Raw genomic sequence first — 25,514 nt, 5'->3', positions numbered from 1 at the left:
CGCCGGACCCTGACGGCATCGCACTGTTGGACCCGACGAGACCGAGCCATGCAATACATGCCATCGCCCGCGACCGCCCCCCTTGCCGGCATCAAGGCCAAGCGCCTCGGCCGGGAACTCACGGCCGCCATCGGGTTGACGCTTCTCGCCGCCTCCAGCCTCGCCGGCAGCCAAGCCTGGCCCACCCGGATGGCGCAGACGGGCTTCGGCTTCGTCGCCAGCGCTCAGGCGCAATCCGCCCAGCGCATCGTCGCGGTCGGCGGCGTCGTCACCGAAGTGCTCTACGCGCTCGGCCTGCAGGACAGCGTGGTCGGCGTCGACACCACCAGCCTGTGGCCGCCGGAGGCGCTGAAAGAGAAGAAGAATGTCGGCTATGTCCGGGCTCTCTCGGCCGAAGGCGTACTGTCGCTGAAGCCCTCGTTGGTGATCGCGGTCGAAGGCGCGGGCCCGCCCGACGCTCTGGCGCTGGTCCGCGAGGCCGGCCTGCCGATGGCGCCGGTGCCCGAGGCGCTGACGCCCGAGGCTGTGGTCTCGAAGATCGAGATCATCGGCAAGGCGGCCGGCGCCGCCGAGCCGGCAAAGCAGCTCGCCGCCGGCGTCAAGGCGCGCTTTGCCGAGCTCGACAAGTTGCGCGCCGGCCTGCCGAAGCAGAAGCGCGTGCTCTTTGTGCTCTCGCTGCAGAATGGCCGCACCATGGTCGGCGGCCGCAACAGCAGCGCCGACGCCATCATCGCGCTCGCCGGCGGCGTCAATGCCGCCGAGGCGGTCGAGGGCTTCAAGCCGATGACCGACGAGGCGATCATCACCGCCGCCCCGGACCATGTGCTGATGATGCGCCACAGCGCCGCTCCCTCCCAGACGCCCGAGGAACTCTTCGCCATGCCGGCCTTCTCCCAGACCCCGGCGGCCAAGGCGAAGAGCCTGATCCGCATGGACGGGCTCTATCTGCTCGGCTTCGGGCCGCGCACCCCTGACGCCGCCCGCGACCTGATGGCCGCCCTCTATCCGGAGGCCAAGATCGCCCAGCTCCCCGCGACGAAATGACCCTCGCCATGAAGCCAGTCACGGCGCCCGGCGCAGCTGCGCTGGCGCGGCTGACCGCCAGCCGCCGGCAGCGCAATCTCATCGCCTGCGGCGCCCTGCTCGGCCTGTGCCTGCTGCTCATGCTGCTTTCGCTTGGCGCCGGCGCCTTCGCCATAGCGCCCGGACGCGTCGCCGAGATCCTGCTGGCGCGCATCGGAAGCGGCCCGGCCGAACTTCTCGACAGCCGCGAAGCGCTGGTCGTGCTCAATATCCGCATGCCGCGCCTGCTGCTCGGCGCGCTGGTGGGGGCCGCGCTCGCCATCTCCGGCGCCCTGATGCAGGGCCTGTTCCGCAACCCGCTCGCCGATCCCGGCCTGGTCGGCGTCTCGGCCGGCGCTGGGCTCGCTGCCGCCGCAACGATCGTGCTCGGCGACCGGCTGCTGGCCGGTTTCGGGATGAAGCTGCCCTTCGCCGCATTGCCCTTCGGCGCCTTTTTCGGCGGCCTCGTCTCGACGCTGGCGCTCTATCTGATCGCGACGCGCGAGGGACGGACCTCCGTCGCGACCATGCTGCTGGCCGGCGTCGCGCTCGGCGCCCTCGCCGGCTCCCTGACCGGCTTGCTCGCCTATGTCTCGGACGACCGGCAATTGCGCGACCTGACATTCTGGTCGATGGGCAGCCTCGGCGGAGCGAGCTGGAGCAAGCTCTCCGTGGTCGCGCCGATCGTGCTGCCGCTGCTCATCGCCGTGCCCTTCCTGGCGCGCGGGCTCAATGCACTGATGCTCGGCGAGGCCGAGGCCTATCATCTCGGCATACCCGTGCAGCGCATCAAGGCGCTGGCCGTGCTTCTGGTCGCGCTCGCGGTCGGCGCCAGCGTCGCGGCCGCCGGGGTGATCGGCTTCGTCGGCATCGTCGTGCCGCACCTGATCCGTCTCCTGATCGGCCCCGATCACCGCCTGCTGCTGCCGCTTGCGGCGATCGGCGGCGCCGCGCTCCTCGTCGGCGCCGACATCGTCGCCCGCCTGATCGTCATACCCGCCGAGCTGCCGATCGGCATCGTCACCGCCTTCATCGGCGCACCCTTCTTCCTCTGGCTGCTGCTGCGCCGCGGCCGGATCGCCGAAAGCTGAACGGCGGGAGCTCGATCATGGCGGCTATTCTCGAAGCCTGGGACCTGCATTTCAGCGTTCGCGGCACCGCTTTGGTGCGCGATGCCTCGCTGCAGCTCGATGCCGGCACGACCTCGATCATCGTCGGCCCCAACGGGGCCGGAAAGTCGACCCTACTGAAGCTGCTGACCGGCGAGCTGACCCCGGCCCAGGGCGAAATCCGGCTCGACGGCACGCCGCTCGCCGGCGCGCCCGCCTGGAAGCTCGCCTGCCAGCGCGCCGTGATGGCGCAGAACCAGCGCCTCGCCTTCCCCTTCAGCGTCTACGAGGTCGCCAGACTCGGCCTCGAGGGCGTCGGCCGGGCACAACCCCGCGGCCGCAGCGAGCAGATCATCGCCGAGGCGCTCGAGACGGCCGGCGTGCTCGGCCTCGCCGGCCGCCAATACCAGACGCTCTCCGGCGGCGAGCAGCAGCGCGTGCAGTTCGCAAGGGCGCTCTGCCAGCTCGAGGCCGGGCGTTCGGTCGCCGGGCGACAGGTGCTCTTCCTCGACGAGCCGATCGCCAGCCTCGATCTCTGCCACCAGCTCGCTCTGCTCGATGCCGCCCGCGCCATAGCGACGCAAGGAGCGGCGGTGCTGATCGTGCTGCACGACCTCAATCTCGCCGTGACCTATGCCGACAAGCTGCTGGTGATGCATGAGGGCAGGATCGTCGCGCAGGGCGCTCCGGCCGTCATTCTCGACGATGCCCTGCTACGCGGCGTCTTCCGGGTCGACCTCGCCTTCAGCCGTCTGCCGCCGACCGGACTGCCCTTCCTGCTGCCGCAACAGCATCTGCGCGCCGGTGGCGGGTCCGCACTGCACGCGGCGGGCGCCTGACATCCGCAAGAAAGCGTTGGTCCGGCGTCGCCGCGGGTCTATAGCCAAGCGCCCCCCTCGCTTTGCGACCATGCCATGACCGAACAGATCGACCGCCTGTCCTTCCCGAAGGATCGCATCCGCGTCCTGCTGCTGGAAGGCATCAACGACTCCGCCGTCGCGATCCTGCAGAACGCCGGCTACACCAATCTGACCCGGCTGCCCAAGGCGCTCGACGAGGCCCAGCTCGTCGAGGCGATCGCCAAGACGCATATCCTCGGCATCCGCTCGCGCACCCAGCTCACCGGCACGGCGCTGGCGGCGGCGCAGCGGCTCTTCGCCGTCGGCTGCTTCTCGGTCGGCACCAACCAGGTCGATCTCGACGCCGCCCGGCTGCGCGGCATCCCGGTCTTCAACGCGCCCTTCTCGAACACCCGCAGCGTCGCCGAGCTGACCATCGGCGAGATCGTCATGCTGCTGCGCCGGATCCCCGACCGCTCGCGTTCCGCCCATCAGGGCGGCTGGGACAAGTCGGCCAACGGCGCCTTCGAGGTCCGCGGCAAGACGCTCGGCATCGTCGGCTACGGCAATATCGGCAGCCAGCTCTCGAACATCGCCGAGGCGATGGGCATGCGGGTAATCTATTACGATCACACCGACCGTTTGCGCCACGGCAACACCGAGCCGGTCGAGAGCCTCGCCGCCCTGCTGTCGGGCAGCGACATCGTCTCCCTGCACGTGCCGGAGACGCCGGCGACCCATGGCATGATCGGCGCCGCCGAGATCGCCTTGATGAGGAAGGGCGCCTATCTCATCAACAATTCGCGCGGCACGGTGGTCGATCTCGAGGCGCTCGCCGAGGCCCTGAGCAGCGGGCATCTCGCCGGCGCCGCGGTCGACGTCTTCCCGAAGGAGCCGGCCTCGAACAATGACCGCTTCGTCACGCCGCTCCAGGGCCTGCCCAACGTCATCCTGACCCCGCATATCGGCGGCTCGACCGAGGAGGCGCAGGAGCGCATCGGCGCCGAGGTGGCGCGCAAGCTCGTCGACTACTCCGATGTCGGCTCGACCGTCGGCGCGGTCAATTTCCCGCAGGTCCAGCTACCGGCACGACCGGCCGGCACCCGCTTCATCCAGGTCCAGCGCAATGCGCCGGGCATGCTGCGGCGCCTCAACGACGTCTTCGCCAGCCGCGACATCAACATCGCCGCCCAGAATTTCCAGACCGATGGCGAGATCGGCTATGTCGTGATGGAGGCCGATCCGGTCGGCGAGGTCGCGCGCGAGATCATCGAGGAAATCCGCAGCCTCGACGGCACGATCCGCGCCCGCCTGCTCTACGAGCGCGGCTGAGCGTGGGCCGCTCAGCCGGCCTGCAGTTTCAGCCCGACGATCCCGGCGAGGACGAGCGCGATCCAGAACAGCCGCCCCGCCGTCGCCGGCTCGCCGAAGATCAGGATGCCGACGGCGACCGAGCCGGCGGCGCCGATCCCCGTCCAGACCGCATAGGCGGTTCCGAGCGGCAGCACTTCGAGCGCCTTGATCAGCAGGGCGACGAAGACGATCAGCAGCGCGACCGAGACCAGCGCCCAGGGCAGATCGCGAAAGCCATCGGCCTTCTTCATCGAGAACGCCCAGGCGACGTCGACGACGCCGGAGGCGATCAGGGCGAGCCAGGCCCAGCCGGCGGTCATGACGCCCTCGCGGCTCTGGCCTGCGCCCGCGGCAGCGCCGCGGCGAAGCTCTCGGCAAGCTGGCTCAGCCTGGCACGGGCCTTGTCGCGGGCGGCCGTGATCGCCGGCTCCGGACCGACAGTCGGCCCCTGCCCGACCACCGCGATCTCGCCGAGCCCGATGAAGCGTAGCGCCGCCTGAAGATAGGGCGTCGCCAGATCCGGCCGCCCCCAGCTCGGGCCGGCGCTGTAGTCGCCGGCGCTGGCGACAATCGCCAATGTCGGGCGCGGCCGCAGCAGCGGCGTATAGCCCGTCGCGGGATCGAAGCGAAACGCCAGTTCCGGCTGCGTCACCAGGTCGATCCAGTGCTTGAGCTTGTAGGGAATGCCGAAATTCCACATCGGCGTCGCGATCAGCACGATATCGGCGGCGTCGAGCCGGGCGACCATCGCCTCGATGGTTTTCCAGGCTTCCGCCTCAGGAGGAGCCGGCGGTCGCCCGGCAAGCCGGGCATATTTCGCTGCGAGCGCCGCCCCGTCGAACTCCGGCAGCGACTCGCGCCAGAGATCGAGCGTATCGACCTCCAGTTCCGGCACCAGTTCGTGCAGGCGGGTCAGGAAAGCCGCCGCGGCCGCGCGCGAGGCGGAATCACCCTGGCGCGGCGAGGCTTGAACCAGAAGCAGTCTCGGCATGTGTTCAGCTCCGTTGCGGTGCGCCCAGGCGGCGCATCACGATCCAAATGCCTCGCAATAACGCGAACCGAAATGCTTGCATTGCGATCAGAATTCGCATGAATGCGAAGCATGTTGAGCCATGACGATCTCGCTCTGGTCCTCGCCATCGCCCGTGCCGGCCGCATGAAGCCGGCAGCCGAGGCGCTGCAATCCCATCCGGCCACGGTCTATCGCCGCCTGGAAGCGCTGGAGCATCGGCTCGGCGGCAAGCTCTTCGAGCGGATCGACGGCCGCCAGGCACCGACCTCCCTGGCCGAGGAGATCGTCGCCGAGGCAGAGGCGATCGCGGAACGGCTCGACGCGCTCAACCGCGCGGTCAGCGGCCGCGACGCGCGGCTCGGCGGCCCCCTCACCGTGACGACGACCGACACGCTGCAGACCCTTGTGATGCCGGTCGCCGCGGCCTTCGGCCGTCTGCACCCGAGACTGGAGCTGCGGCTCGATGTGTCCAGCGCCATGGCCGACATGCGGCGCAACGAGGCCGACATCGCGATCCGCCCGACACGCGCGCCGCCGGACACCCTGATCGGTACGAAGCTCGGCAGCTTCGACTATGCGGTCTACACGCGAGGATCGGAACCACACCCGGCGAGCCTCGCCGCGCTCATCGCCGCGGGCGGCTGGATCGGCCTGTCGGGCGAGATCGCCCAGACGCCGGCGGCGCGCTGGCTCGATACGCATGTCCCGCCGGCGGCGCGCAGCACCTCGGTCAATCTGATGCTCGGTGCCGCGCTCGCGGCGCATTCCGGGGCCTATGCGCTGCTGCCCGCCTATCTCGGCGATGATCCGCTCTTCGGACTGGCGCGGGTGAGCCCGCCGGTTCCGGAGCTGCGTTCGCAGGTCTGGCTGCTGACCCATCCGGATCTGCGCTACGCCGCCAAGGTCAGGGCCTTCATGGCCTTCGCCGGCAAGGCGCTGCGTCAGGCCCTGCGAGAAGACCGGCCCCGCGACGAACCTTAGGCGACGCCGAGATTGAGCAGATCGTGCACATGCACGAGGCCGACCGGGCGCTCGTCCGCATCCGCGACGATCAGCGCCGTCACCCGCATCCGGTTGACCATTTCCAGCGCCTCGACGGCCAGGGCATCCGGCGCGATCCGGCGCGGATTCGCCGTCATCACGTCGCGCGCCAACCGCCCGCCCCAGCCGCCGCCGAGCTTGCGGCGCAGGTCGCCATCGGTGACGACCCCGGCGAGCTTGCCGTCGGGGTCGATGACGATGGCGCAACCGAAACTCTTGGCCGAGATCATCTCGACCACATCGGCCATCGCCGCGCTCGCACCGACGATCGGCAGACGCTCGCCCTGATGCATGATGCTGGCGACGGTCTTGAGCTGCGCCCCGAGCTTGCCGCCGGGGTGATAGACGTAGAAATCCTGGCGCGAGAAGCCGCGCGCCTCGAGCAGGGCGACAGCGAGCGCGTCGCCGAGCGCCATCTGCATGGTCGTCGAGGTCGTCGGCGCGAGCCCGTTCGGGCAGGCTTCCTGCGCCTTGGGCAGGACGAGCGCGATATCGGCCTCGCGCCCGAGCGCGCTCTCGGCATTGGCGGTGATCGCGATCAGCCCGACGCGGAAACGGCGCGTATAGGCGACGATCGCCGAGAGCTCGGCCGCCTCGCCGGACCAGGACAGCGCGACGACCACGTCATCGGGCTGGACCATGCCGAGATCGCCATGGCTCGCCTCGGCCGGATGGACGAAATGCGCGGGCGTGCCGGTAGAGGCCATGGTCGCCGCGATCTTGCGGCCGACATGGCCGGACTTGCCCATGCCGGTGACGACGACGCGGCCGGAAGCGGTGCGGATCATCTCGACGGCGGCGGCGAAGGGCGCGGAAAGCCCGTTGCCGATGGCGGCGTGGAGCGCGTCGAGCCCGGCGCGTTCGGTGGCGATGGTGCGGAGCGCGGAAGCGCCGATGGTCGCGGTCATGCCGCGGCATCTAGCACGGCGACGTGCCGGGTGACCACTGCCCGCTCGCGTTGACGCGGCATTAACCCTCTTCGTTCTAACTCCGTTAACCATGCGCGCCATCCCGGTGCGCCTTGTCCCGTTTACGCCGGAGCCTCGGCCTGCCCGTGACCCGTTTCGCCAAGATCTGCTGGCTGGCCGGCGTCGCGAGCTGTTGCGGCGTGGCCGGACTGCTGGCCTGGCCCCGAACCGGCCTGGCGCAGACGCTGGACGAGCCGGCGCCTCGGGCGCGCGCCTCGGGTCTGCGCACCGGCACGCCACAATATGTCGCACAGCAGCGTGCCCCGGAGAATGCCGAAACCGGTACCGGCCCCACCTCCGCCACCCCCGAGGCGATCAGCGACCCCGCCGCGCTGGTCCAGCGCCAGCAAGGCGCGGTCTCGCAGCGCCAGCCGCCGCGCGCCGGGCGGCCGGTCCAGGCGCCATCGCTGCGCGGCGTCACCCAGCGCCAGATCCGTGCCCCGCAACCGGTCGTCACCGGGCTGCCGCCGGCGCCGGCCGCGCCACCCCCTCCGCCACGCCGCCGCGCCCCGGAGGAGGACCCCTACGCGCCACTCGGCCTGCGTTTCGGCGCCGTCACCTTGCGCCCGGCACTCACCGGGTCGATCGGCTATGACAGCAATCCCTCGCGCATCGCCGGCCCGAGCAAGGGCTCGGCGTTCAGCCGCACCGAAGGCGAGCTCGGCATCCAGTCCGATTGGAACGTGCATGAGCTGACCGGTTCGCTGCGCGGCGGCTACAGCCATTACTTCCGCGACGACAACGCCTCCCGTCCCGATGCCCAGGGCAACCTGTCGCTGCGCCTCGACGCGACGCGCGACACCCGCATCCTGCTCGAATCCCGCCTGGTGCTCGACACGCAGCGCCCGGGCTCGCCCGATCTCACCGCCTCCGTGCAGGGCCGGCCGATCACCTGGGCCTATGGCGCCTCGGCCGGCGTCACCCACGACATCAACCGCCTGCAGCTCACCCTGCGCGGCTCGATCGACCGCCAGGACTACGAGAACGCCGAATTGACCAACGGCCAGGTGCTGAGCCAGGCCGACCGCAACCAGACGCAATACGGCCTGCGGCTGCGCGCCGCCTATGAGGTGACGCCGGGCTTCAGGCCCTTCGTGCAGGGCGAGGTCGACACCAGGCAGTTCGACCAGAAGGTCGATTCGAGCGGCTATATGCGCTCCTCCGACGGCTACACCGCCCGTCTCGGCACGACCTTCGAGATCAGCCGCATGCTCACAGGCGAAGTCTCGGCTGGCTATCAGGACCGCCAATACCAGGATCCACGCCTGAAGCAGCTGCGCGGCATGGTCGGCGACGCCGCGATCCTGTGGACCCCGACGCCGCTGACCACCGTGACGCTGCGCGGCACGGCGGAACTCGGCGACACCACCATCGCCGGCTCGAGCGGCACCACGGCGCGGCGCGTCAGCCTGGAGGTGGCGCATGCGCTCAGGCGCAACCTGACCGTCACCGGCTTCACCACCTTCCAGCGCACCGATTATGAAGGCCAAGGCCTGCGCGAGGATCTCTCCACCATCGGCGCGCGGCTCGACTACAAGCTGACCCGGACCTTCTCGGTCCGCGCCAGCTTCACCCATGAGCGCCTGAACTCGACCCAGCAGGGCTCGGACTACACCGCCAATGTCTCGCTGGTCGGCCTCAGAATGCAGTTCTGATGAACGCACCCTAACCCTCTCCACCTGCGGGAGAGGGTTAAGATGAGGGGGCGCGCGCCGCGAACCGCCGGCTAGGAGCCCTCGCCCTTCTGGGACTTTATAGACCTGAGCGACCCCTCATCGGGCCCTTCGGGCCACCTTCTCCCGCGAGGGGAGAAGGAAAGGACAGCGCAGCACTCGGAAAGCTACCGCTTCAGCAGACGCCCGATCTCCTCGCGCAATTGCGGGCCGAGATCCTCGCGGTCCAGCGCATAGGCGAGATTGGCGGCGAGGAAGCCGATCTTCGAACCGGTATCGTAGATGTCGCCATCGAAGCGCACCGCGAAGAATTTCTCGCGCTTCGCCAGGGCAATCATCGAATCGGTGAGCTGGATCTCGCCGCCGGCACCCTTCTCCTGCTTGGCCAGCAGGTCGAAGATCGTCGGCTGCAGGATATAGCGCCCGGTGATGTGCAGATTCGACGGCGCCGTGCCCTTGGGCGGCTTCTCGACCATGCCGGTGATCTGCGAGACCTTGGCCTTGGCGTCGTGCACGCCGACGATCCCGTATTGATGGGTCTGGTCGTCGGGCACCGGGGCGACCGCGATATGGTTCCCGCCATGCTCGGCATGGGCCTCGATCATCTCGGCGAGGCAGCCCTTGCCACCGGTATGGTGCAGCATGTCGGGCAGGAGCAGCGCGAAGGGCTCGTCACCGATGATGTCGCGGGCGCACCAGACGGCATGGCCGAGGCCGAGCGGGCCCTGCTGACGGGTGAAGCTCGCCGCGCCGGCCGCCGGCAGGTCCTGCTTCAGCGCCTCGAGTTCCTTGACCTTGCCGCGCTTGGCGAGCGTGTCGTCGAGCTCATAGGCCATGTCGAAATGGTCCTCGATCACGCCCTTGTTGCGGCCGGTGACGAAGACGAAATGCTCGATGCCCGCCGCGCGCGCCTCGTCGACCACGTGCTGGACCACCGGCCGGTCGACGATGGTCAGCATCTCCTTCGGGATCGCCTTGGTGGCGGGAAGGAAACGCGTGCCCAGCCCTGCGACCGGAAACACCGCCTTGCGGATCTTCTTGCTCATGCGCATCCATCTCGCGCGCCAGGCAGCGCGCGCCTGCTAGATCGGAGGGCTTCTGGGAAACCGGCTTCGCCCCGTTCAATGCCGGCTTCTGGAGGCTGTCGTCCAATTCTGGCGAAAGACGGACCGCCTCCCGACACCGGCATAGCAGTCAGGCCTTGCCGGAACGTCAATGCCTTCATACGAAATTCGCCGGCAGGTCGCAGCCGGATCCTCGTTCTTGCAGGCTCTGCTTCCCGCGCTTCATCCGGGAGCGCCGGCTGGATGGGCTGGTCCAGCCGCGCACAATCGCGTTTGATACGGTTAAGGGCGACAGGGAGACGATGATGGCGATTCTGGTTTCGGGCGGTGCTGGCTATATCGGCAGCCACATGGTGCTGGAGCTGCTCGACCGCGGCGAGAAGGTCGTGGTGCTCGACGATCTCTCGACCGGCTTCTGGTGGGCCGTGCCGCCGGAGGCGACCTTCGTCCAGGGCGACATGGGCGACCAGGCGCTGGTCGAGCGGGTGGTCGCCGAGCACGGCATCACCGAGATCGCCCATTTCGCCGCCAGGATCGTCGTGCCGGATTCGGTCTCCGATCCGCTCGGCTACTATCTCAACAACACCGTCAAGACGCGCGCCCTGCTGGAAAGCGCGGTGCGCGCCGGCGTCAGGCACGTGATCTTCTCCTCGACCGCCGCCGTCTATGGCGAGCCGCCGGTCTCGCCGGTGCCCGAGGAGATTGCGCTCAACCCGATCAACCCCTATGGCCGCTCCAAGCTGATGAGCGAATGGATGCTCGCCGACACGGCGAAGGCCCATGGCCTGTCCTATATCGCCCTGCGCTATTTCAACGTCGCCGGCGCCGATCCCAGGGGCCGCTCCGGCCAGTCATCGGCCGGTGCCACCCATCTGATCAAGGTCGCGAGCCAGGCCGCGCTCGGCCAGCGTACCGGGCTCGAGGTCTTCGGCACCGATTATCCGACCCCCGACGGCACCTGCGTGCGCGACTACATCCACGTCACCGACCTCGCCCGCGCCCATCTTGCGGCCCTCGATCATCTGCGCGCCGGCGGTGACAGCCTGACGCTGAACTGCGGCTATGGCCGCGGCTATTCGGTGAAGGACGTGGTCGGAGTGGTGAAGAAGGTCTCGGGCGTCGACTTTCCGGTCAAGCTCTCGCCACGTCGCGCCGGCGATCCGGCCTCGCTGATCGCCAAGGCGGACCGGATCCGCAACGAGCTCGGCTGGCGGCCGCAGCATGACGATCTCACCGAGATCGTCACCCAGGCGCTCGCCTGGGAGGAGAGCCTGCGCAAGCGCAATGCGAGCTGAGGCCCGGTCCCCTCAACCCTCATCCCGAGGAGCCGCGAAGCGACGTCATCAGGATGAGGGCTCCGCTGCAGACGAGCCTTGCAGCAAGGCATTTGGCGCCGCATTAACCCATGGTTAACCTCGTTCAGGCGCTGTGTCGGGAAAGCCCGTCCAGCGACCGTGCCAGGGAACCGACATGCGCCGCCTTTCCGCCTTCGTCCTCGCCGCCATGCTCGGCTTCGGCCCCGCCCTCGCGCAGACCACGGGCTCGATCAACCAGGCCCGCGCCCAGGCTCCGAAGCCTGCGCCGCGGCCGACGACGAGCGCCGGCTTCGACGGCTTCCTGAAGACCCTCTGGCCGCTGGCCCAGGCTCGCGGCATCTCGCGCAAGACCTTCGACCTCGCCTTCCAGGGCGTCGTGCCCGATCCCTCGATCGTCGCGCTGACCCGCAAGCAGTCGGAATTCGTCGCGCCGATCTGGAGCTATCTCAACAGCGCCGTCGGCGGCGCCCGCATCTCGCGCGGCCGCGACATGCTCGCCGCCCATGCCGGGGTGCTGGCCCAGGCCGAATCCCGCTATGGCGTGCCCAAGGAGATCATCCTCGGCATCTGGGGCATGGAGACCAATTACGGCTCGTTCAAGGGCGACAAGGACGTCATCCGCTCGCTCGCGACTCTCGCCAATATCCGCTATCGCGGCGACTTCTTCCGCGACGAGCTGCTGACCGCGCTCGAGCTGATCGAGAAGGGCTATGCCGAGCGCGGCGAATTGCGCGGCTCCTGGGCCGGTGCCATGGGCCACACCCAGTTCATGCCGTCGAGCTACATGAAATACGCCGTCGACCAGACCGGCGACGGCCATGCCGACATCTGGACCTCGACCAGCGACGCCATCGCCTCGACCGCCAACTATCTGAAGAGCTTCGGTTGGGTGCCCGGCCTGCCCTGGGGCATCGAGGTCGTGGTGCCCGAGGGCTTCGACCACAATCTCTACCGCGCCAGCTTCGCGAGCTTCCGCTCGGCCGGCTTGCGCCGCGCCGATGGCGGCTCGCTGCCCTCCTCCGGCGAGGCGCGGCTGTTCTATCCGGCCGGGCATACCGGCCCGGCTTTGCTGCTGACCGCGAATTTCGACGTCATCAAGAAGTACAATTCCTCCGACGCCTATGCGCTCGCGGTCGGCCATCTCGGCGACCGGATCGTCGGCCGCCCGGCCCTGCAGGGCGAATGGCCGGTCAAGGCGCCGCGCCTCGACATGAAAGGCGTCACCGACCTCCAGCACCGGCTGAAGCGCCTCGGCCTCTATTCGCATGACGCCGATGGCCGCATCGGCACCGGCACCCGCGACGCCGTGCGCCAGTACCAGCAGCGCGCCGGCCTGCTCGCCGATGGTTGGCCGACGCCGGCACTGCTGGCGCGGATGAAGGCCGCGCGCTGACTTTCGGCCCGGTTTCAGCTATAGAGAAGAGGTGGTCGGACTGACCGACGCCGGGTAGCCGAGCGATGCGCTTACGCTCCTTCGCCATGGCCCTCGCGGCCTCCGCGCTCCTGCTGCTCACCGGCGGCCCCTCGACCTTCGCCCAGGGCGAGCCGCAGCGCCGCAGTCTTTTCAACCTGTTCTGGCAGGTCCCCGAGCGACCAGCGGTCCAGCCGCGGCAGCGTAGCCGGCCGGCGCCGCAGCAGACCCGGCGCCGGCCGCCCCAGATGGTCCGCGACGATCCGGTCATCCCCAAGGTCGACGTCAACCACCATGTCCTCGTCGTCGGCGACACGCTCGCCGACCAGATCGCCATCGGCCTCGCCGACAGCCTCAACGATCGCGCCGACGTCGCCGTGCAGCGCAAGGCCAAGGCCGATAGCGGCCTGGTCCGCACCGATTTCTACGACTGGCCGAAGGCGGTGGTGGAGCTGCTCGCCGCCGATCCCAAGATCATGGTCGGCGTGATCTCGCTGGGGCCGAACGACCGCCAGGCGATCCGCGAGGGCGAGGTCACGCATGAGCCGCTGAGCGAGCGCTGGCTGCAGATCTACCGCTCCCGTATCGAGGCGGTGACGGCGGCCTTCGCGGCGCGGCGCATACCGCTGATCTGGGCCGGCGCCCCGCCGATGCAGAACACCAGGCTTTCGACCGATCTCACCGTGCTGAACGACCTCTTCCGCAACGGCGTCGAGGCGTCCGGCGGGCAGTTCGTCGATCTCTGGACCCCCTATCTCGACGCCGAGAACCGCTACAGCGCGATGGGCCCGGATGTGGACGGCCAGACCACGAGATTGCGCCTCGGCGACGGCGTGCACTTCACCAAGGCGGGCGCCCGCAAAGCCGCCCATTTCGTCGATGTCCTGATCCGCCGCATCCTCGACCGTACGCCGAGCGAGAACGTCATCGCCCTGCCCACCGAAGCGGGCGCCGGCGCAGCAGCGGCCGCCGAGCAGCAGACCGACGCGATCGAACGGCTGATCGACCGGATGGTCAGCGGCCGGACGGAGGATGTTTCCCTCGTCCCCGTCCTTCCGGTCAGGCCGCTCGCCGGTCCGATCCTGCCCTTGACCGGCGCAGCGCCGGCAGCCGGAGAATCCGCGCTCCTGGCCTCGATCCAGGATGCGCGCGGCCGCGGCGATACCGCAACCCAGCTCGACCGCGTCTTCGGAGACGGCGTCGCGCCCGAGCCGAAGCCGGGCCGCGCCGACGATTTCCGCTGGCCGAGGCCGAACTGAGCCCGGCCACCGACGGGTCTAGCCGAGCTGGAAACGCTCGAAACGCTCCATCTCGGCGTCGACCCGCCGGCGCAGCTCCGCCGAGGGCGCCGGTTCCAGCCAGGTCCATTGCTGGATCAGCAGCTTGCGTCCGGCCCGGTCGGTCTTGAGGTCGGCGACGGCGACGATCCGGTCTCCCGCCAGAACCGGCAGGCCGAAATAGCCGAAGACGCGCTTCTCCTTCGGCAGATAGGCCTCGAACAGATGCTCATAGCCGAAGAACAGCTTCAGCCGCTTGCGCTGGATGATCAGCGGGTCGAAGGGCGACAGGATGTGGACGAGTTCTTCACCTCCAGGCGCGGCCGGCTCCAGCATCTCCGGCGCCGCCCAATGCGGCGAGGTCGAGGCGCCCTTGATCGTGACCTCGACCAATTGCCTGCGCTTCACCCTGGCGGCGATCAGCTCGGCCACGGCCTTCTTGCTCGGCGCATCGAGATGGCAGATTGAATCGAGGCTGACGACACCCTGCGCGCGCAAGGCGCGGTCGAGTTTGTAGGCGACGACCTGTCGCTCGGAGGCAGGCGCCGGCCGCTTCTCCCAGCCGAAATGCCGGTCCATCAGCTCATAGGTCTTGAGCATGCCGGAACGGGCCGAGATGACGAGCTCGCCATCGTAGAAGGCCCGTTCTAGCAGCCCTTTCGAGGGCTTCTTGCTCGCCCAGAGATGGGTCTTCTCGACGAGCACGTCGGTATCGATGTCGCGGATGGTGAGCGCGCCCTCCTTGCGGATGCGGGCGAGCAGCTTGCGGGCCTCCTCCCCGCCCCCGACCGAGGACCAGCGCTTCGGCTCGGCCCGATGTGCCTTCATCGCCGGCAGGAAATAGCGGATATCCGCCGACGGCACATAGGACAGCGCATGCGTCCAGTATTCGAACACCGCCTTGTCGGCCGACTGGGCCTGCACGAGATCGGCCCGCCCATAGGAGGGGATGCGGCTGTACAGGATGTGGTGATGGCAGCGCTCGATCACGTTGATCGTGTCGATCTGGACATAGCCGAGATGGGCGACCGCCGCCGAGGTGGCGGCGGGGCCGGCGCCGAAGGGCTCACGGATGTCGAGCTTCTGGGCTGCTAGCCAGATGCTGCGGGCCTGAGCCTTGCCGAGTTCGGGAATCTTGCGGGGTCGCGTCGCCATTTGCCGCAAACTAGCGGCAAGTCCATGCGCCAGTAAGCGGCAGGCGCCCATGTTCCTGACAAAAGCTGTCGGCGGTGAAGGGCGCGATACCCTGCTTACTCCCCGCCGCTCGTACGCGAGGGCGACGCCAGCCCTAGAAAAACGGCGATCGCCCGGTTGAGGCGTACCATATCCTCGTCGTCGAGCCGTCCGATGCGCTCCCCGAGCTTGCTCTTCGGGACGGTGGTCAGCTTGTCGACCACAAGGCGGCAGGGCAAATGCAGGCCGTTCGCGGCAGCCGGTGTAACCGGCAGCCGGAACAGCGGGGCCTCGGTCTCATCCGTGGTGAACGCGCATATGGTGACGGAGGCTGTCGCGTCGAAATTATCGTCCTGAACGATGGCCGCGGGGCGCGGCTTGCCGGCATAGTCCTGCCCTCCGGCAACCGTCCAGATCTCGCCGCGCTTCATTCGGCTTCGTCTAGCGAGATGGCGTCGATAAAGGCCTGATCGTCCGCGGCCTGGTCGCTGTGCGCCACCGCCTGCGCCTGCCGATGCGCTTCCGCCTGGAAGCCGACGGCTCGGACATCAGGAACCCAGATCTGGATCGGCCGGAGACCCTGCTCGCGCAGCCGCTCGCGATGGCGACGAACCTTCAGCTTGCCACTAGCAGACGCCATGTAACGACTCTCGCACCGGTTACATGTAACCTAGCACAACGGGTAATCTCAGGGAAGACGAAGACTTAATCCGCTACGGACAATGCCAGCGCCAAGGCCTCCGGCGTCAGCTCGGCCAGGGCGCTCTGCACCTTGTAGGCTCTGGTCTTCTCGCCGGGATTCATCACCAGGATCACCGTCTCCGTGCCCGGGCAGGCCGGATCGGCGCAGAGGATCTCGTTGACGGCGATCACCGCATTCTCCGGCAGTTCGAGCAGCGCCCGCACCTGCCGCTTCACCGAGGCCGCGGCATCGGCCTCGCCCGCCTCGCGCTTGCCCCTGCCGAACAGGCCGAAGCGCATCGCGCTCAGCCCGGCAGGGTCAGGACGCCGGCCGCCCCGTCCTCGGCGCCGAAGGCGAGCTTCTTGCCGAGCTTGTCCCAGGCGAAGGCGGTGATGCCGCTGCCGCGCTGCGCCGCGCGGACCAGCAGCTCCGAGCCGTCGACCAGGCGGATCATCAGGATGCAGCCATCATCATAGCCGACCGCGAGCACCAGCGCCTTGGGATGGAAAGCGACGCGGGTCACCTTGGCATGGCGGGCGCCGCATTCGCGCGGCGCCTTGCCGGTCGGCCCCTCGCCCTGGAAAGGCCAGACGATCGCCGCATCCGCCCCGCTCGAAGCGAGCCAGAGTCCGTCATGCGACCAGGACAGCGAGCGCGGCTTGGCCGGATAGCCGGTCATGCGCATATGCGTCGGCTTGTCGCCGAGCCGCCAGCCATGCAGGGCGTTCTCCTGCATAGAGGTGACGACGAAACGCCCGTCCGGCGACCAAGTGACGTCGAGATGCGAGCCCTTCCATTCCAGGAATTCCGGCTTCGCCTCGGTGTTCGGATACCAGAGCGAGACCCCGTTCATCTGGGCGATGGCGAGCCGGTAGCCCTTCGGCGCGAAAACCACGCCTTGCGGCGTCGAGGCGACGTCGAGCGACTTGACGTTGCCCTTGTCGTCGCGGGCATGGACCGAGCGGCCGACATTCCAGGCGATGCTGCCGGAATTCGACAGCGCCACCGCGTCGACCCAACGCCGCTTCGGATCGGCGGCGATCTCCGTCGGCTCGCCTTCGGCGGCCGTCGCAACGATGCGACCATCGTCACCGCCACTGATCAGGCGCTCGCCATCCGAGCAGGCGCTGAGGATGCCGCCGCGATGCGCAGCGAGGCTCTCGACCGCGCCGTCGCGCCAGCGCAGCACGCGCCCATCGGCGAGCGCCAGCACCAGGGTCTGCTTCAGCCAGGCGACGGCGACGACATGCTCGCCGGCTTCGACGGGAACGACATGCTCGCGCAGCGAGACGGGTTTGCTGATGGTGTCCATGGTCGCGGTCTAGCAAAATCTCGGGCGAGGGGAACCATTATCCGAAGTAGATCAGCCAACCTCCGCCGTCATCCCGGACGGCCGCAGCTCGCTCCGGGATGACGCAAGATGGATGGCGCGTCGTGGCAGCGCTCAGGCCGCGCAGGCCAGAAAACCCTCGCGCAGCGCCTTCTCGTCGAGATCGCGGCCGATGAAGACCAGCCGCGACTGCCGAGCCTCGCCTTGCTTCCAGTCGCGCTGCAGATCGCCGTCGAGGATCATGTGCACGCCCTGGAAGACGAAGCGCCGCGGCTCGCCCTTGAAGGCGAGAATGCCCTTGGAGCGCAGGATGTTCGGACCCTGCGCCTGGCTGAGATCGTTGATCCACGGCATGAACTTGTCGGGGTCGACATCGCCGGGGATGGTGAACGACATCGAGCGGACGTCGTCCGCATGGTGGTGGTGGTGTCCGGCCTCGAGGAAGTCGGGCTCGATGTCGAGGATGCGGTCGAGATCGAAGGCGTTGCGGTCGAGCAGATTCTCGATCGGCAGTTCGCAGCGCGTCGTCTTGTGCAGCTTGGCATAGGGGTTGATCGCGCGGATCGCGCTCTCGACCTCGGCCAGTTCCGCCTCGGTGACGAGATCGGTCTTGTTGAGGATGATGACGTCGGCGAAGGCGATCTGGTTCTTCGCCTCCGGCGCGTCCTTGAGGCGGTCCTTCAGCCATTTCGCGTCGGTTACGGTCACGACCGCATCGAGCTTGGTGGCGTCTCCGACATCCTGGTCGACGAAGAAGGTCTGGGCGACCGGCGCGGGATCGGCGAGGCCGGTGGTCTCGACGATGATCGCGTCGAACTTCCCCTTGCGCTTCATCAGCCCGTCGAGAATGCGGATCAGATCGCCGCGCACCGTGCAGCAGATACAACCATTGTTCATCTCGAACACTTCCTCGTCGGCCCCGACGACGAGGTCACCATCGATGCCGGCCTCGCCGAACTCGTTGACGATCACGGCGAACTTCTTGCCGTGGTCCTCGGTGAGGATGCGGTTGAGGAGCGTGGTCTTGCCGGCGCCGAGATAGCCGGTGAGCACCGTGACGGGAATTTTTTCGGACATGGGTCGATCCTGATTCACTTCGCGATTCGGTCGGGCAGCGGCCGGAGTCATGTCAACCACACGTCATCCCGGACGGAGCGAAGCGGAGATCCGGGATCCATCGTAGGGCGCGGAACTCTACGATGGATCCCGGAGCTGCGCTGCCTTGCAGCTTGTCCGGGATGACGCGTGGCTACTGTGAACTTGCCTCTCAGGCCGGGCCGGCGGCGAGCGCCTTTTCGATCTGGCTTATATTGTGTTTCATCATCGCGATGTAAGTCCCGGCCGGCCCGTCGCCGCCCGAGAGTGCGTCCGAATAGAGCCGCCCGCCAATCCTGGCGCCGCTTTCGCGGGCGATCTGCTCGGCGAGGCGCGGATTGCTGATGTTCTCCAGGAACACCGCCGGCACCTTCTGCGCCTTCACCTGGCGGATGATCCGCCCGACATCGCGGGCGGAGGCCTCCGCTTCGGTCGAGACGCCCTGCGGCGCGACGAAGGCGATGCCATAGGCTTTGGCGAAATAGGCGAAGGCGTCATGCGAGGTGATCGCCTTGCGCCGGTCGGCCGGGATGCGGGCCACCGCTGCCTTGATTTCGGTTTCGAGCGCGTCGAGCTTCGCCAGATAGGCGGCGGCATTGACCTCGTAGATCGCCTTGCCGGCCGGGTCGGCGGCGCTCAGCGCCTTCAGGATGTTGGCGACATAGACCTTGGCGTTCGAGACGCTCTGCCAGGCATGCGGATCCTCGCTGCCATGGCCATGGCCATGACCGTCATCCTGCATCTTCAGCGGCGTGACACCTTCCGTCGCCGTCGCCAGCTTCGCCTTGGTGCCGGAGGATTTGAGCAGCCGGGTCAGCCAGCCCTCGAATTTCAGCCCGTTGACGACAACGAGGCTGGCCGCAGCCATCGCCTTCGCATCGGCCGGGCTCGGCGAATAGACATGGGCGTCGCCATCCGGCCCGACCAGCGTGGTCAGCGCGACGCGCTCGCCGCCGACCTCGCGGACGAAATCGGCGAGGATCGAGAAGCTGGCGACGACCGGAAGCTTGCCTTCCGCGGGCTTGTCCTGAGCCGATTTTTCCTGAGCAAGGGCCGGCAGCGACAGTCCGGCCCCGGCGACGAGGCCCGAAAGGAGGAGAAGGCGGCGGTTCAGCATGACGGCTCTCGCACTATATGAAACACTATAACATTACTAGCGCTGGAGATGGGCCCGAGGCAAGAGCCGTCGCGCCAAGCCGCCCTGCGAGCCGAACAGCAGCGAGCCGAGATAGAGCGCTCCGGCCGCGAGGATCACCGCTGGCCCCGCCGGAAGATTACTGCCGGCGGCATAGGACGCCACCAGGCCGGCATAGCCGGAGAGCATGCCGAAGCCGCAGGCGGTGAGGATCAGCCGGGTGATGTCGGCGGTCCAGAAACGCGCCGCGGCGGCCGGCAGCATCATCAGGCCGACCGCGAGCAGGGTGCCCAGCGCGTGGAAGCCGGCGACGAGATTGAGCACGACGAGGCCAAGGAAGGTCAGGTGGACGAAACCGCCCGAGCGGCTGACCGAACGCAGGAAGCCGGGATCGACGCATTCCATCACCAGCGGCCGGTAGACCAGCGCCAAGGTCGCGAGCGTGATGCTGGCGACGGAGGCGAGCAGCAGCAGCACCTCGTCGTCGAGCGCCAGAACATTGCCGAACAGCACATGGAAGAGATCGACCGCCGAACCGCGCAGCGAGACCAGGGTGACGCCCAGCGCCAGCGAGATCAGGTAGAAGGCCGCGAGGGAAGCGTCCTCCTTCAGCACCGTCAGGCGCGCCACAGCCCCGGCGGCGAGCGCCACCGCGAATCCGGCCGCGAGCCCGCCCAGCGTCATCGCCGGCAGCGAGAAGCCGGCGACGAGATAGCCCAGCGCCGCGCCCGGCAGGATCGCATGGGCCATGGCATCGCCGGTCAGGCTCATCCGCCGCAGCATCAGGAAGACGCCGACCGGCGCCCCCGAGAGCGAGAGCGCGACGATGCCGACCAGGGCCCGGCGCATGAAGTCGAATTCGGCGAAGGGGCCGATCAGGAGGTCGTAGAGCACGAGCGTGGCTTCTCTCAGCCTATGGCAAATACAGCCCTCATCCCGAGGAGCGATCGCAGATCACGTCTCGAAGGACGGTCCAGTGCGCGCTGGAGCATCCTTCGAGACGCCGCTATCGCGGTTCTTCAGGATGAGGGATTGGGATCGTCTATTCCGGCATAAGCGGCGTCACGCCGCGCAGGCCGGCGCATGGCTGTCGAAGGCCTCGACCATGTGGCGCGCCTTGAGCAGATTGCCGGCGGTCAGCACCGCGCCGGTCTCGCCCCAGGCGACGGTCTCGCGCGCCAGCAGGAGCGTCTGCGGGAAGGCGCGCTTCACGGTCTCGATATCATGGAGGACGGCGATGACCGTGCGCTTCTCGCCATGCCAGCGCTGGACCAGCTCCAGCAGATCGGCGGTGGTGCGGGCATCGATCGCGGTGAAGGGCTCGTCGAGCAGGATCAGATCGGCATCCTGCAGCAGGAGGCGCGCGAACAGGGCGCGCTGCATCTGCCCGCCCGACAAGGTGCCGATGCTGCGGCGCTCGAAGCCGGTCAGGCCGACGGCCGCGATCGCCGCCTCGATCCGGCCGCGCTGGCCGAGGCCGATCCGGCCGAACATGCCGGCGCTGTTCCAGAGCCCCATGGCGACAAGATCATAGACATGGATCGGGAAGGAACGGTCGAGCTCGGCCGATTGCGGCAGATAGGCGAGGCGCTGGCCCTTCTGCAGCGCGATCGCGCCGCCGAGCGGTGAGAGCGCCCCGGCGATACCCTTGAGCAGGGTCGACTTGCCGGCGCCATTGGGGCCGACGATCGCGGTCAGGCTGCCCTGCGCGATCTCGCCCGAGACATGATGCACGGCCGGATGCCGGTCATAGCCGAGCGTCAGATCGGTGAGGCGGATGGCGGGCATGGCGGCGTTACTCTTCACGCGATGACGGCGAGCGTCGCCGCCCAGAGCACCATGATCGCAGCCAGCGCCAGGCCGAGCCGGCCCGCCGCCGACAGCCGCAGCAGCGACCAGCCGGGACTTTCCGAGACGGGGTGGCGGTGGGAATGCGCATGAGCCATGCGGAACGATATAATGTTACGCTAGATCGATGGCAAGCGCGCCGGAGCCCCGCTCGCAATGCGTCGACGGGATCTCAGGCGACGGGCTCGGCGGGCTCACGCACCGGCTCGGCGGGCTCACGCACCGGCTCGACGGCCAGCGCAGCCGATGCGGCAAGCCAGGCCGCGACCGCATTGCGCCCCGTCGGCGTCAGCGCATACAGCCCACGCTCGGCGCGCTCGAACCAGCCATAGACATTGCGATGCAGGATCTTCTGCGCATCGGGGCAGGACGGCCTGAGATCGCGCGGCCGCCGCGGCGCCTCCGTCATCGCCGCGGCGCAGGCCAGCGCCTGCTGGCGATAGGCAGTCATGATCGGCTTGCGCGTGCTGCCGCCGGCAGCCGGGTCGCCCTTGCGGCGCCTGTGCTCGTCAACCAGCCGCGAGCGCCGGCGCGGGTCCTTGCGGGGCGTCGGTGCCACCGGGGAGACCAGCACCTCGACCTCGCCCGTCTTTCCGACACCGAGCAGGCCGAAGCCGAGGCGTCGGCAGAGATTACGGTAGCGGGGGTCGCTCTCGCGCCCCTTGCCCCTGGCGGAGAGCTGCGCGGCGAGCCAGATCTCGTCACCGGCGCTCATCCGGTCGACGCCCTGCAGGACGAGTTCGAGATTGAAGCTGAGCTTGAGTTCGCCGATCACGACGACCGGCGGATCCTCGCCATGCAGCGCGACGAGGTCGCAATTGCCGACCTCGCCCTTCACGCAATAGCCCAGCTCTTCCAGGAAGCGTTTGACCGGGAGGTAGAGAGACGTTTCCATGCAGCCTCCTGACCAGCGGATGATCCGATATGCCGCGCGATTGGTTTCCGAGAGGAAAACGCCAACGCGGATCACCGGGCCGAGGTCCCTGCAACCGAACCGGAGTGGGTCAGTGAATACCGAACGGGTGAGCTTCAGGACGATACGCGACGGCGTCACGACCGACATCGCCGCGGACGCCATCGAGATCGCCCTGCCCAGCGGGTTGAGCTTCCGGATCCTGGCCTTTGCTGGCCGCAAGGGTTCCGCGACCCTGCACATGCCGGCCGACGATCCACAGGCACCAAGCTTCGACGTGTTCTGCGTCGAACCCGGCGCTGCCAACACCGTGTTCGTCTCCGTCGAGCGGATCCAGAAGCGCCAGCTCGGGGGTTAGGCGGCGACGGTTCAGCCCGGCAGGTACTGATACATCCAGGTCTCGGTCAGCACCTTGTCGCCGCCGCGCAGGAAGCAGCGCATCTCGACCGGATCGGTGCCCTCCACCGTCAGGTCGAACTGGGCCCGCCAATGGCCGGGGACATCGTTCGGCACGGCCTCGGCGAAGATGTAGGAGAAGCTGCCGCGCGAGCTGGAGAGCACGACCTCCGGCTTGACGCCGAACGGGATCGTCTCCAGCGCCGGGCCCTTGAACTCGACCATGAACTTGCGCACGCCCTTCGGCCTCACCGTGCCCGGCTGGCCGCCATTGCCCATCCGCGTCGCGACGACGCGGCCGAGGGGCGAGGGGAAGGGCTCGTCGGCGAGCCAGTGCAGGCGATACTGGAAGCTGTAGGCGGTGCCGGCCTTGGCCGGTGCCTGCGGCACCCACATCGCCACGATGTTGTCGTGGATCTCGTCATCGGTCGGGATCTCGATCAGCTGCACCGAGCCCTTGCCCCAATTGCCGATCGTCTCGATCCAGAGGCTCGGCCGGCGCTCATAGAAGACGCCGTCCATGTAGTGGCCGAACTCGCGGTCGCGCTGCATGAGCCCGAAGCCACGCGGATTCTCGTCGACGAAGGCCGAGGCGATGGTGCGCGTGGGATTGTTGAGCGGCCGCCAGGCGCGCTCGCCGCTGCCGGTCCACAGCGCCAGCCCGTCGGAATCATGCACTTCCGGCCGCCAGTCGACGGCCGTCGCCTTGGCCTTCTCCGAATACCAGTACATCGAGGTCAGCGGTGCGATGCCGAGGCGTTCGACATCCCTGCGCAGGTGCAGCTCCTTCTCGATCTCCATCACCACGCCCTTGCCGCGATGCATGCGGAAACGGAAAGCGCCGGCGACGCTGGGGCCGGAGAGCAGAGCGTAGACCACGACCTGTTCGGCGGCGGCCGCAGGCGTCTCCAGCCAGATATGGGTGAAGTCCGGGAACTCCTCCGCCTTGCCGCCTACAGCCGGGTCGATGGCGAGGCCGCGCGCCGAGAGCCCGTACTGGTAGAGCTCGCCGATGGCGCGGAAATAGGAGGCACCGAGGAAGGCGACCCAGTCGTTCTTCTGCCAGTCGAGCTTCTCGCCCTTGCGGCCGGGATGACCCGAGCGGCTTTCCTGGAAGCGGAAGCCGGCGAAACCGGCACCCGGCGGCAGCTGCTTCGCCGGGGAATCGGCCGGCATCTCGAAATAGCTCTCGTCATAGACGATCTCGCGCGCCTTGCCGTCTTCGAGGACATGCATGCGGACGGGTTTCTGGAAATAGCGCCCGAGATGGAAGAAGGTCACCGGCCAGGGCGAGGGGCCGTTGGCCCAGAGCGCCAGCTCCGGCTTGAACCTGATCTTGCCATGGGCATCGTAGTCGATCTTCTCGAGCACGTCGGGCTTGGGATTGGGCGGCGCCTGATAGGGCTTGCCGGCGAGGTCGCGAGCCCGCGCCTTCAGCCCCTCGAAGCTGAACGCCTCGGCCTGGCCGAGCTTCAGCCCCTGCTGCGCCAGCGCCCCGGGCGCGAAGCCGAGCGCGGCCAGCACGGCCGTTCCAGCCGCCCCCGACAGGAGCAGGCGACGGTCGATCGAAGGCTGGTTCGGCTTCTGCGAAGGCATCGGGTAAGCGCTCCGTGACGGCGGCGTGGGACGGATGTGCAGATGGTGTTCCCCGGCTAGCCTGTCCAGCCGGTGAGGGCAATCTCCGCCTCATTCTGTCGGGAGCAGGGCGAAAATCGCGCTGCAAGCGGGCATTCCGCCACTTAGCCCTTTGGCCCGGCTTCCCTTTCCGGCGCCAAGCATCCTACAAATGCCGGAGCCCGGCTCTTGGAAGCGCGGGAACCGTTTCGGGAGGAACCATGAAGACGCTGTTCAGCGGCCGCAGCCTGGCCGGTATCGCCACCGCTTTCGCCATCGCCGTCGCACCGGGCGCCGCCCGCGCGCAGGAATTCATCAACGTGCTGACCGGCGGCACCTCCGGCGTCTACTACCCCCTCGGCGTCGCCCTCTCGAAGATCTATGGCGAGAAGGTGCCGAATGTCCGCCCGACCGTGCAGGCGACCAAGGCCTCCGTCGAGAATCTGCAGCTGCTCCAGCAGGGCAAGGGCGAGATCGCCTTCACCCTCGGCGATTCCCTCGACGCCGCCTGGAAGGGCGACGAGGAGGCCGGCTTCAAGGCACCGCTGAAGAAGCTGCGCGGCATCACCGCAATCTATCCCAACTACATCCAGATCGTCGCTTCGAAGGATAGCGGCATCAAGACGCTCGCCGATCTCAAGGGCAAGCGCCTCTCGGTAGGCGCACCGAAATCCGGCACCGAGCTCAATGCCCGCGCCATCCTGGCCGCGGCCGGCCTGTCCTACAAGGATCTCGGCAAGGTCGAGTATCTGCCCTTCGCCGAATCCGTCGAGCTGATGAAGAACCGCCAGCTCGACGCCACGCTGCAATCGGCCGGCCTCGGCGTCGCCTCGCTGCGCGACCTCGCCACCTCAGTCGAGATCACCGTGGTCGAGGTGCCCGCCGCCGTGGTCGACAAGGCCGGCCCGCCCTTCGTCAAGGTCTCGATCCCGGCCAACACCTATACCGGCCAGACCGCCGCCGTCCCGGCCGCCGCCGTGGTCAACTACCTCGCCACCCATGAGGGCATGAAGGAGGAGACGGTCTACCAGATGACCAAGGCCATCTTCGAGAACCTGCCCGATCTTGCCGCCGCCCATGCGGCCGCGCGCTCGATCAAGCTCGAGAACGCGCTCGACGGCATGCCTCTGCCGCTGCATCCGGGCGCCGCGCGCTACTTCAAGGAAAAGGGCCTGAAGGTCGGCTCCTGAGCCATCCCAACGG

Annotated in this window: 27 protein-coding genes; 11 read left to right on the top strand and 16 right to left on the bottom strand. The window is 68.3% G+C overall.

Going from position 1 to position 25,514, the window contains the following annotated elements:
• The first annotated feature begins 48 nt into the window (after window positions 1-48).
• The 4 genes from AC3RCC_RS02840 to serA all read left to right on the top strand — a co-directional run bounded on the left by AC3RCC_RS02840 (window position 49) and on the right by serA (window position 4,342).
• Window positions 49-1,044, top strand: a complete 996-nt coding sequence (locus AC3RCC_RS02840) for a heme/hemin ABC transporter substrate-binding protein (RefSeq protein ID WP_492257527.1) — start codon at window positions 49-51, stop codon at window positions 1,042-1,044.
• Window positions 1,045-1,052: 8 nt separating this feature from the next.
• Window positions 1,053-2,153 (top strand): FecCD family ABC transporter permease, encoded by a 1,101-nt coding sequence (locus tag AC3RCC_RS02835; protein WP_492257526.1) that lies wholly within the window; start codon window positions 1,053-1,055, stop codon window positions 2,151-2,153.
• Window positions 2,154-2,170: 17 nt separating this feature from the next.
• Window positions 2,171-3,010, top strand: coding sequence for a heme ABC transporter ATP-binding protein (locus tag AC3RCC_RS02830; RefSeq protein ID WP_492257525.1), 840 nt, complete (start codon window positions 2,171-2,173; stop codon window positions 3,008-3,010).
• 75 nt (window positions 3,011-3,085) lie between these two features.
• The gene (serA, locus tag AC3RCC_RS02825) at window positions 3,086-4,342 is read left to right on the top strand and encodes a phosphoglycerate dehydrogenase (RefSeq protein ID WP_492257524.1); all 1,257 of its coding nucleotides are present in this window, start codon (window positions 3,086-3,088) and stop codon (window positions 4,340-4,342) included.
• An 11-nt stretch (window positions 4,343-4,353) separates the two neighbouring features.
• Here the strand turns inward: serA and AC3RCC_RS02820 are convergent, their stop codons facing one another.
• Both AC3RCC_RS02820 and AC3RCC_RS02815 read right to left on the bottom strand, forming a co-directional pair.
• Window positions 4,354-4,683, bottom strand: a complete 330-nt coding sequence (locus AC3RCC_RS02820; RefSeq protein ID WP_492257523.1) for a DMT family transporter — start codon at window positions 4,681-4,683, stop codon at window positions 4,354-4,356.
• Window positions 4,680-5,354, bottom strand: coding sequence for an FMN-dependent NADH-azoreductase (locus AC3RCC_RS02815; protein ID WP_492257522.1), 675 nt, complete (start codon window positions 5,352-5,354; stop codon window positions 4,680-4,682). Before AC3RCC_RS02815 ends, AC3RCC_RS02820 begins: the two co-directional genes overlap by 4 nt.
• 102 nt (window positions 5,355-5,456) lie before the next feature.
• Between AC3RCC_RS02815 and AC3RCC_RS02810 the strand changes: the two genes are divergently transcribed.
• On the top strand, window positions 5,457-6,356 hold the full coding sequence (locus tag AC3RCC_RS02810; RefSeq protein WP_492257521.1) for a LysR substrate-binding domain-containing protein: 900 nt from the start codon (window positions 5,457-5,459) through the stop codon (window positions 6,354-6,356).
• On the opposite strand, the gene AC3RCC_RS02805 is transcribed toward AC3RCC_RS02810, so the two are convergent.
• Window positions 6,353-7,324, bottom strand: a complete 972-nt coding sequence (locus tag AC3RCC_RS02805; RefSeq protein ID WP_492257520.1) for a KpsF/GutQ family sugar-phosphate isomerase — start codon at window positions 7,322-7,324, stop codon at window positions 6,353-6,355. The genes AC3RCC_RS02810 and AC3RCC_RS02805 overlap by 4 nt on opposite strands.
• Before the next feature lie 146 nt (window positions 7,325-7,470).
• Between AC3RCC_RS02805 and AC3RCC_RS02800 the strand changes: the two genes are divergently transcribed.
• Window positions 7,471-9,039, top strand: coding sequence for an outer membrane beta-barrel protein (locus AC3RCC_RS02800; protein ID WP_492257519.1), 1,569 nt, complete (start codon window positions 7,471-7,473; stop codon window positions 9,037-9,039).
• A gap of 185 nt (window positions 9,040-9,224) precedes the next feature.
• Here the strand turns inward: AC3RCC_RS02800 and AC3RCC_RS02795 are convergent, their stop codons facing one another.
• Entirely contained in the window at window positions 9,225-10,103 is an 879-nt protein-coding gene (locus AC3RCC_RS02795; protein WP_291635606.1) for a UTP--glucose-1-phosphate uridylyltransferase, read from the bottom strand.
• A gap of 323 nt (window positions 10,104-10,426) precedes the next feature.
• On the opposite strand from AC3RCC_RS02795, the gene galE reads away from it, so the two are divergent.
• From galE to AC3RCC_RS02780, 3 genes are all read left to right on the top strand, one after another.
• A complete protein-coding gene (gene galE, locus AC3RCC_RS02790; RefSeq protein WP_492257518.1) occupies window positions 10,427-11,416 on the top strand; it encodes a UDP-glucose 4-epimerase GalE in 990 nt (329 codons plus the stop codon).
• Window positions 11,417-11,591: 175 nt separating this feature from the next.
• Window positions 11,592-12,830 (top strand): lytic murein transglycosylase, encoded by a 1,239-nt coding sequence (locus AC3RCC_RS02785; protein WP_291635602.1) that lies wholly within the window; start codon window positions 11,592-11,594, stop codon window positions 12,828-12,830.
• Window positions 12,831-12,895: 65 nt separating this feature from the next.
• Complete coding sequence (locus tag AC3RCC_RS02780; RefSeq protein WP_291635600.1) at window positions 12,896-14,107, top strand: SGNH/GDSL hydrolase family protein; 1,212 nt, start codon at window positions 12,896-12,898, stop codon at window positions 14,105-14,107.
• Between the two features lie 18 nt (window positions 14,108-14,125).
• Here AC3RCC_RS02780 and AC3RCC_RS02775 read toward each other — a convergent pair whose 3' ends face one another.
• The 11 genes from AC3RCC_RS02775 to AC3RCC_RS02725 all read right to left on the bottom strand — a co-directional run bounded on the left by AC3RCC_RS02775 (window position 14,126) and on the right by AC3RCC_RS02725 (window position 22,283).
• Window positions 14,126-15,280 (bottom strand): winged helix-turn-helix domain-containing protein, encoded by a 1,155-nt coding sequence (locus tag AC3RCC_RS02775; RefSeq protein ID WP_492257517.1) that lies wholly within the window; start codon window positions 15,278-15,280, stop codon window positions 14,126-14,128.
• A gap of 95 nt (window positions 15,281-15,375) precedes the next feature.
• On the bottom strand, window positions 15,376-15,729 hold the full coding sequence (locus AC3RCC_RS02770) for a type II toxin-antitoxin system PemK/MazF family toxin (RefSeq protein ID WP_492257516.1): 354 nt from the start codon (window positions 15,727-15,729) through the stop codon (window positions 15,376-15,378).
• On the bottom strand, window positions 15,726-15,938 hold the full coding sequence (locus AC3RCC_RS02765; RefSeq protein WP_291635595.1) for an antitoxin MazE family protein: 213 nt from the start codon (window positions 15,936-15,938) through the stop codon (window positions 15,726-15,728). Before AC3RCC_RS02765 ends, AC3RCC_RS02770 begins: the two co-directional genes overlap by 4 nt.
• A 65-nt stretch (window positions 15,939-16,003) precedes the next feature.
• Entirely contained in the window at window positions 16,004-16,279 is a 276-nt protein-coding gene (locus tag AC3RCC_RS02760; protein ID WP_291635593.1) for a hypothetical protein, read from the bottom strand.
• A gap of 5 nt (window positions 16,280-16,284) precedes the next feature.
• On the bottom strand, window positions 16,285-17,292 hold the full coding sequence (locus AC3RCC_RS02755) for a WD40 repeat domain-containing protein (protein WP_492257515.1): 1,008 nt from the start codon (window positions 17,290-17,292) through the stop codon (window positions 16,285-16,287).
• A gap of 132 nt (window positions 17,293-17,424) precedes the next feature.
• On the bottom strand, window positions 17,425-18,387 hold the full coding sequence (locus AC3RCC_RS02750; RefSeq protein ID WP_291645901.1) for a CobW family GTP-binding protein: 963 nt from the start codon (window positions 18,385-18,387) through the stop codon (window positions 17,425-17,427).
• A 190-nt stretch (window positions 18,388-18,577) separates the two neighbouring features.
• The gene (locus AC3RCC_RS02745; RefSeq protein ID WP_492257514.1) at window positions 18,578-19,522 is read right to left on the bottom strand and encodes a metal ABC transporter substrate-binding protein; all 945 of its coding nucleotides are present in this window, start codon (window positions 19,520-19,522) and stop codon (window positions 18,578-18,580) included.
• Window positions 19,523-19,558: 36 nt separating this feature from the next.
• Window positions 19,559-20,389, bottom strand: a complete 831-nt coding sequence (locus AC3RCC_RS02740; protein WP_492258736.1) for a metal ABC transporter permease — start codon at window positions 20,387-20,389, stop codon at window positions 19,559-19,561.
• Between the two features lie 213 nt (window positions 20,390-20,602).
• Window positions 20,603-21,328, bottom strand: a complete 726-nt coding sequence (gene aztA, locus AC3RCC_RS02735; protein WP_492257513.1) for a zinc ABC transporter ATP-binding protein AztA — start codon at window positions 21,326-21,328, stop codon at window positions 20,603-20,605.
• Window positions 21,329-21,342: 14 nt separating this feature from the next.
• Entirely contained in the window at window positions 21,343-21,486 is a 144-nt protein-coding gene (locus tag AC3RCC_RS02730) for a hypothetical protein (RefSeq protein WP_291635584.1), read from the bottom strand.
• A gap of 74 nt (window positions 21,487-21,560) precedes the next feature.
• Entirely contained in the window at window positions 21,561-22,283 is a 723-nt protein-coding gene (locus AC3RCC_RS02725) for a DUF2161 domain-containing phosphodiesterase (RefSeq protein ID WP_492257512.1), read from the bottom strand.
• 112 nt (window positions 22,284-22,395) lie between these two features.
• Between AC3RCC_RS02725 and AC3RCC_RS02720 the strand changes: the two genes are divergently transcribed.
• Complete coding sequence (locus tag AC3RCC_RS02720; RefSeq protein WP_492257511.1) at window positions 22,396-22,659, top strand: hypothetical protein; 264 nt, start codon at window positions 22,396-22,398, stop codon at window positions 22,657-22,659.
• An 11-nt stretch (window positions 22,660-22,670) separates the two neighbouring features.
• On the opposite strand, the gene AC3RCC_RS02715 is transcribed toward AC3RCC_RS02720, so the two are convergent.
• Complete coding sequence (locus tag AC3RCC_RS02715) at window positions 22,671-24,293, bottom strand: OpgD/OpgG family glucan biosynthesis protein (protein ID WP_492257510.1); 1,623 nt, start codon at window positions 24,291-24,293, stop codon at window positions 22,671-22,673.
• 239 nt (window positions 24,294-24,532) lie between these two features.
• Between AC3RCC_RS02715 and AC3RCC_RS02710 the strand changes: the two genes are divergently transcribed.
• Entirely contained in the window at window positions 24,533-25,501 is a 969-nt protein-coding gene (locus tag AC3RCC_RS02710) for a TAXI family TRAP transporter solute-binding subunit (RefSeq protein ID WP_291645895.1), read from the top strand.
• Window positions 25,502-25,514: the final 13 nt, after the last annotated feature.

This window comes from Allobosea sp. GW823-FHT01F03 (assembly GCF_058798075.1).
Note: the sequence above shows the minus strand (reverse complement) of the source record. Positions and strands in the feature narration are given on the sequence as shown.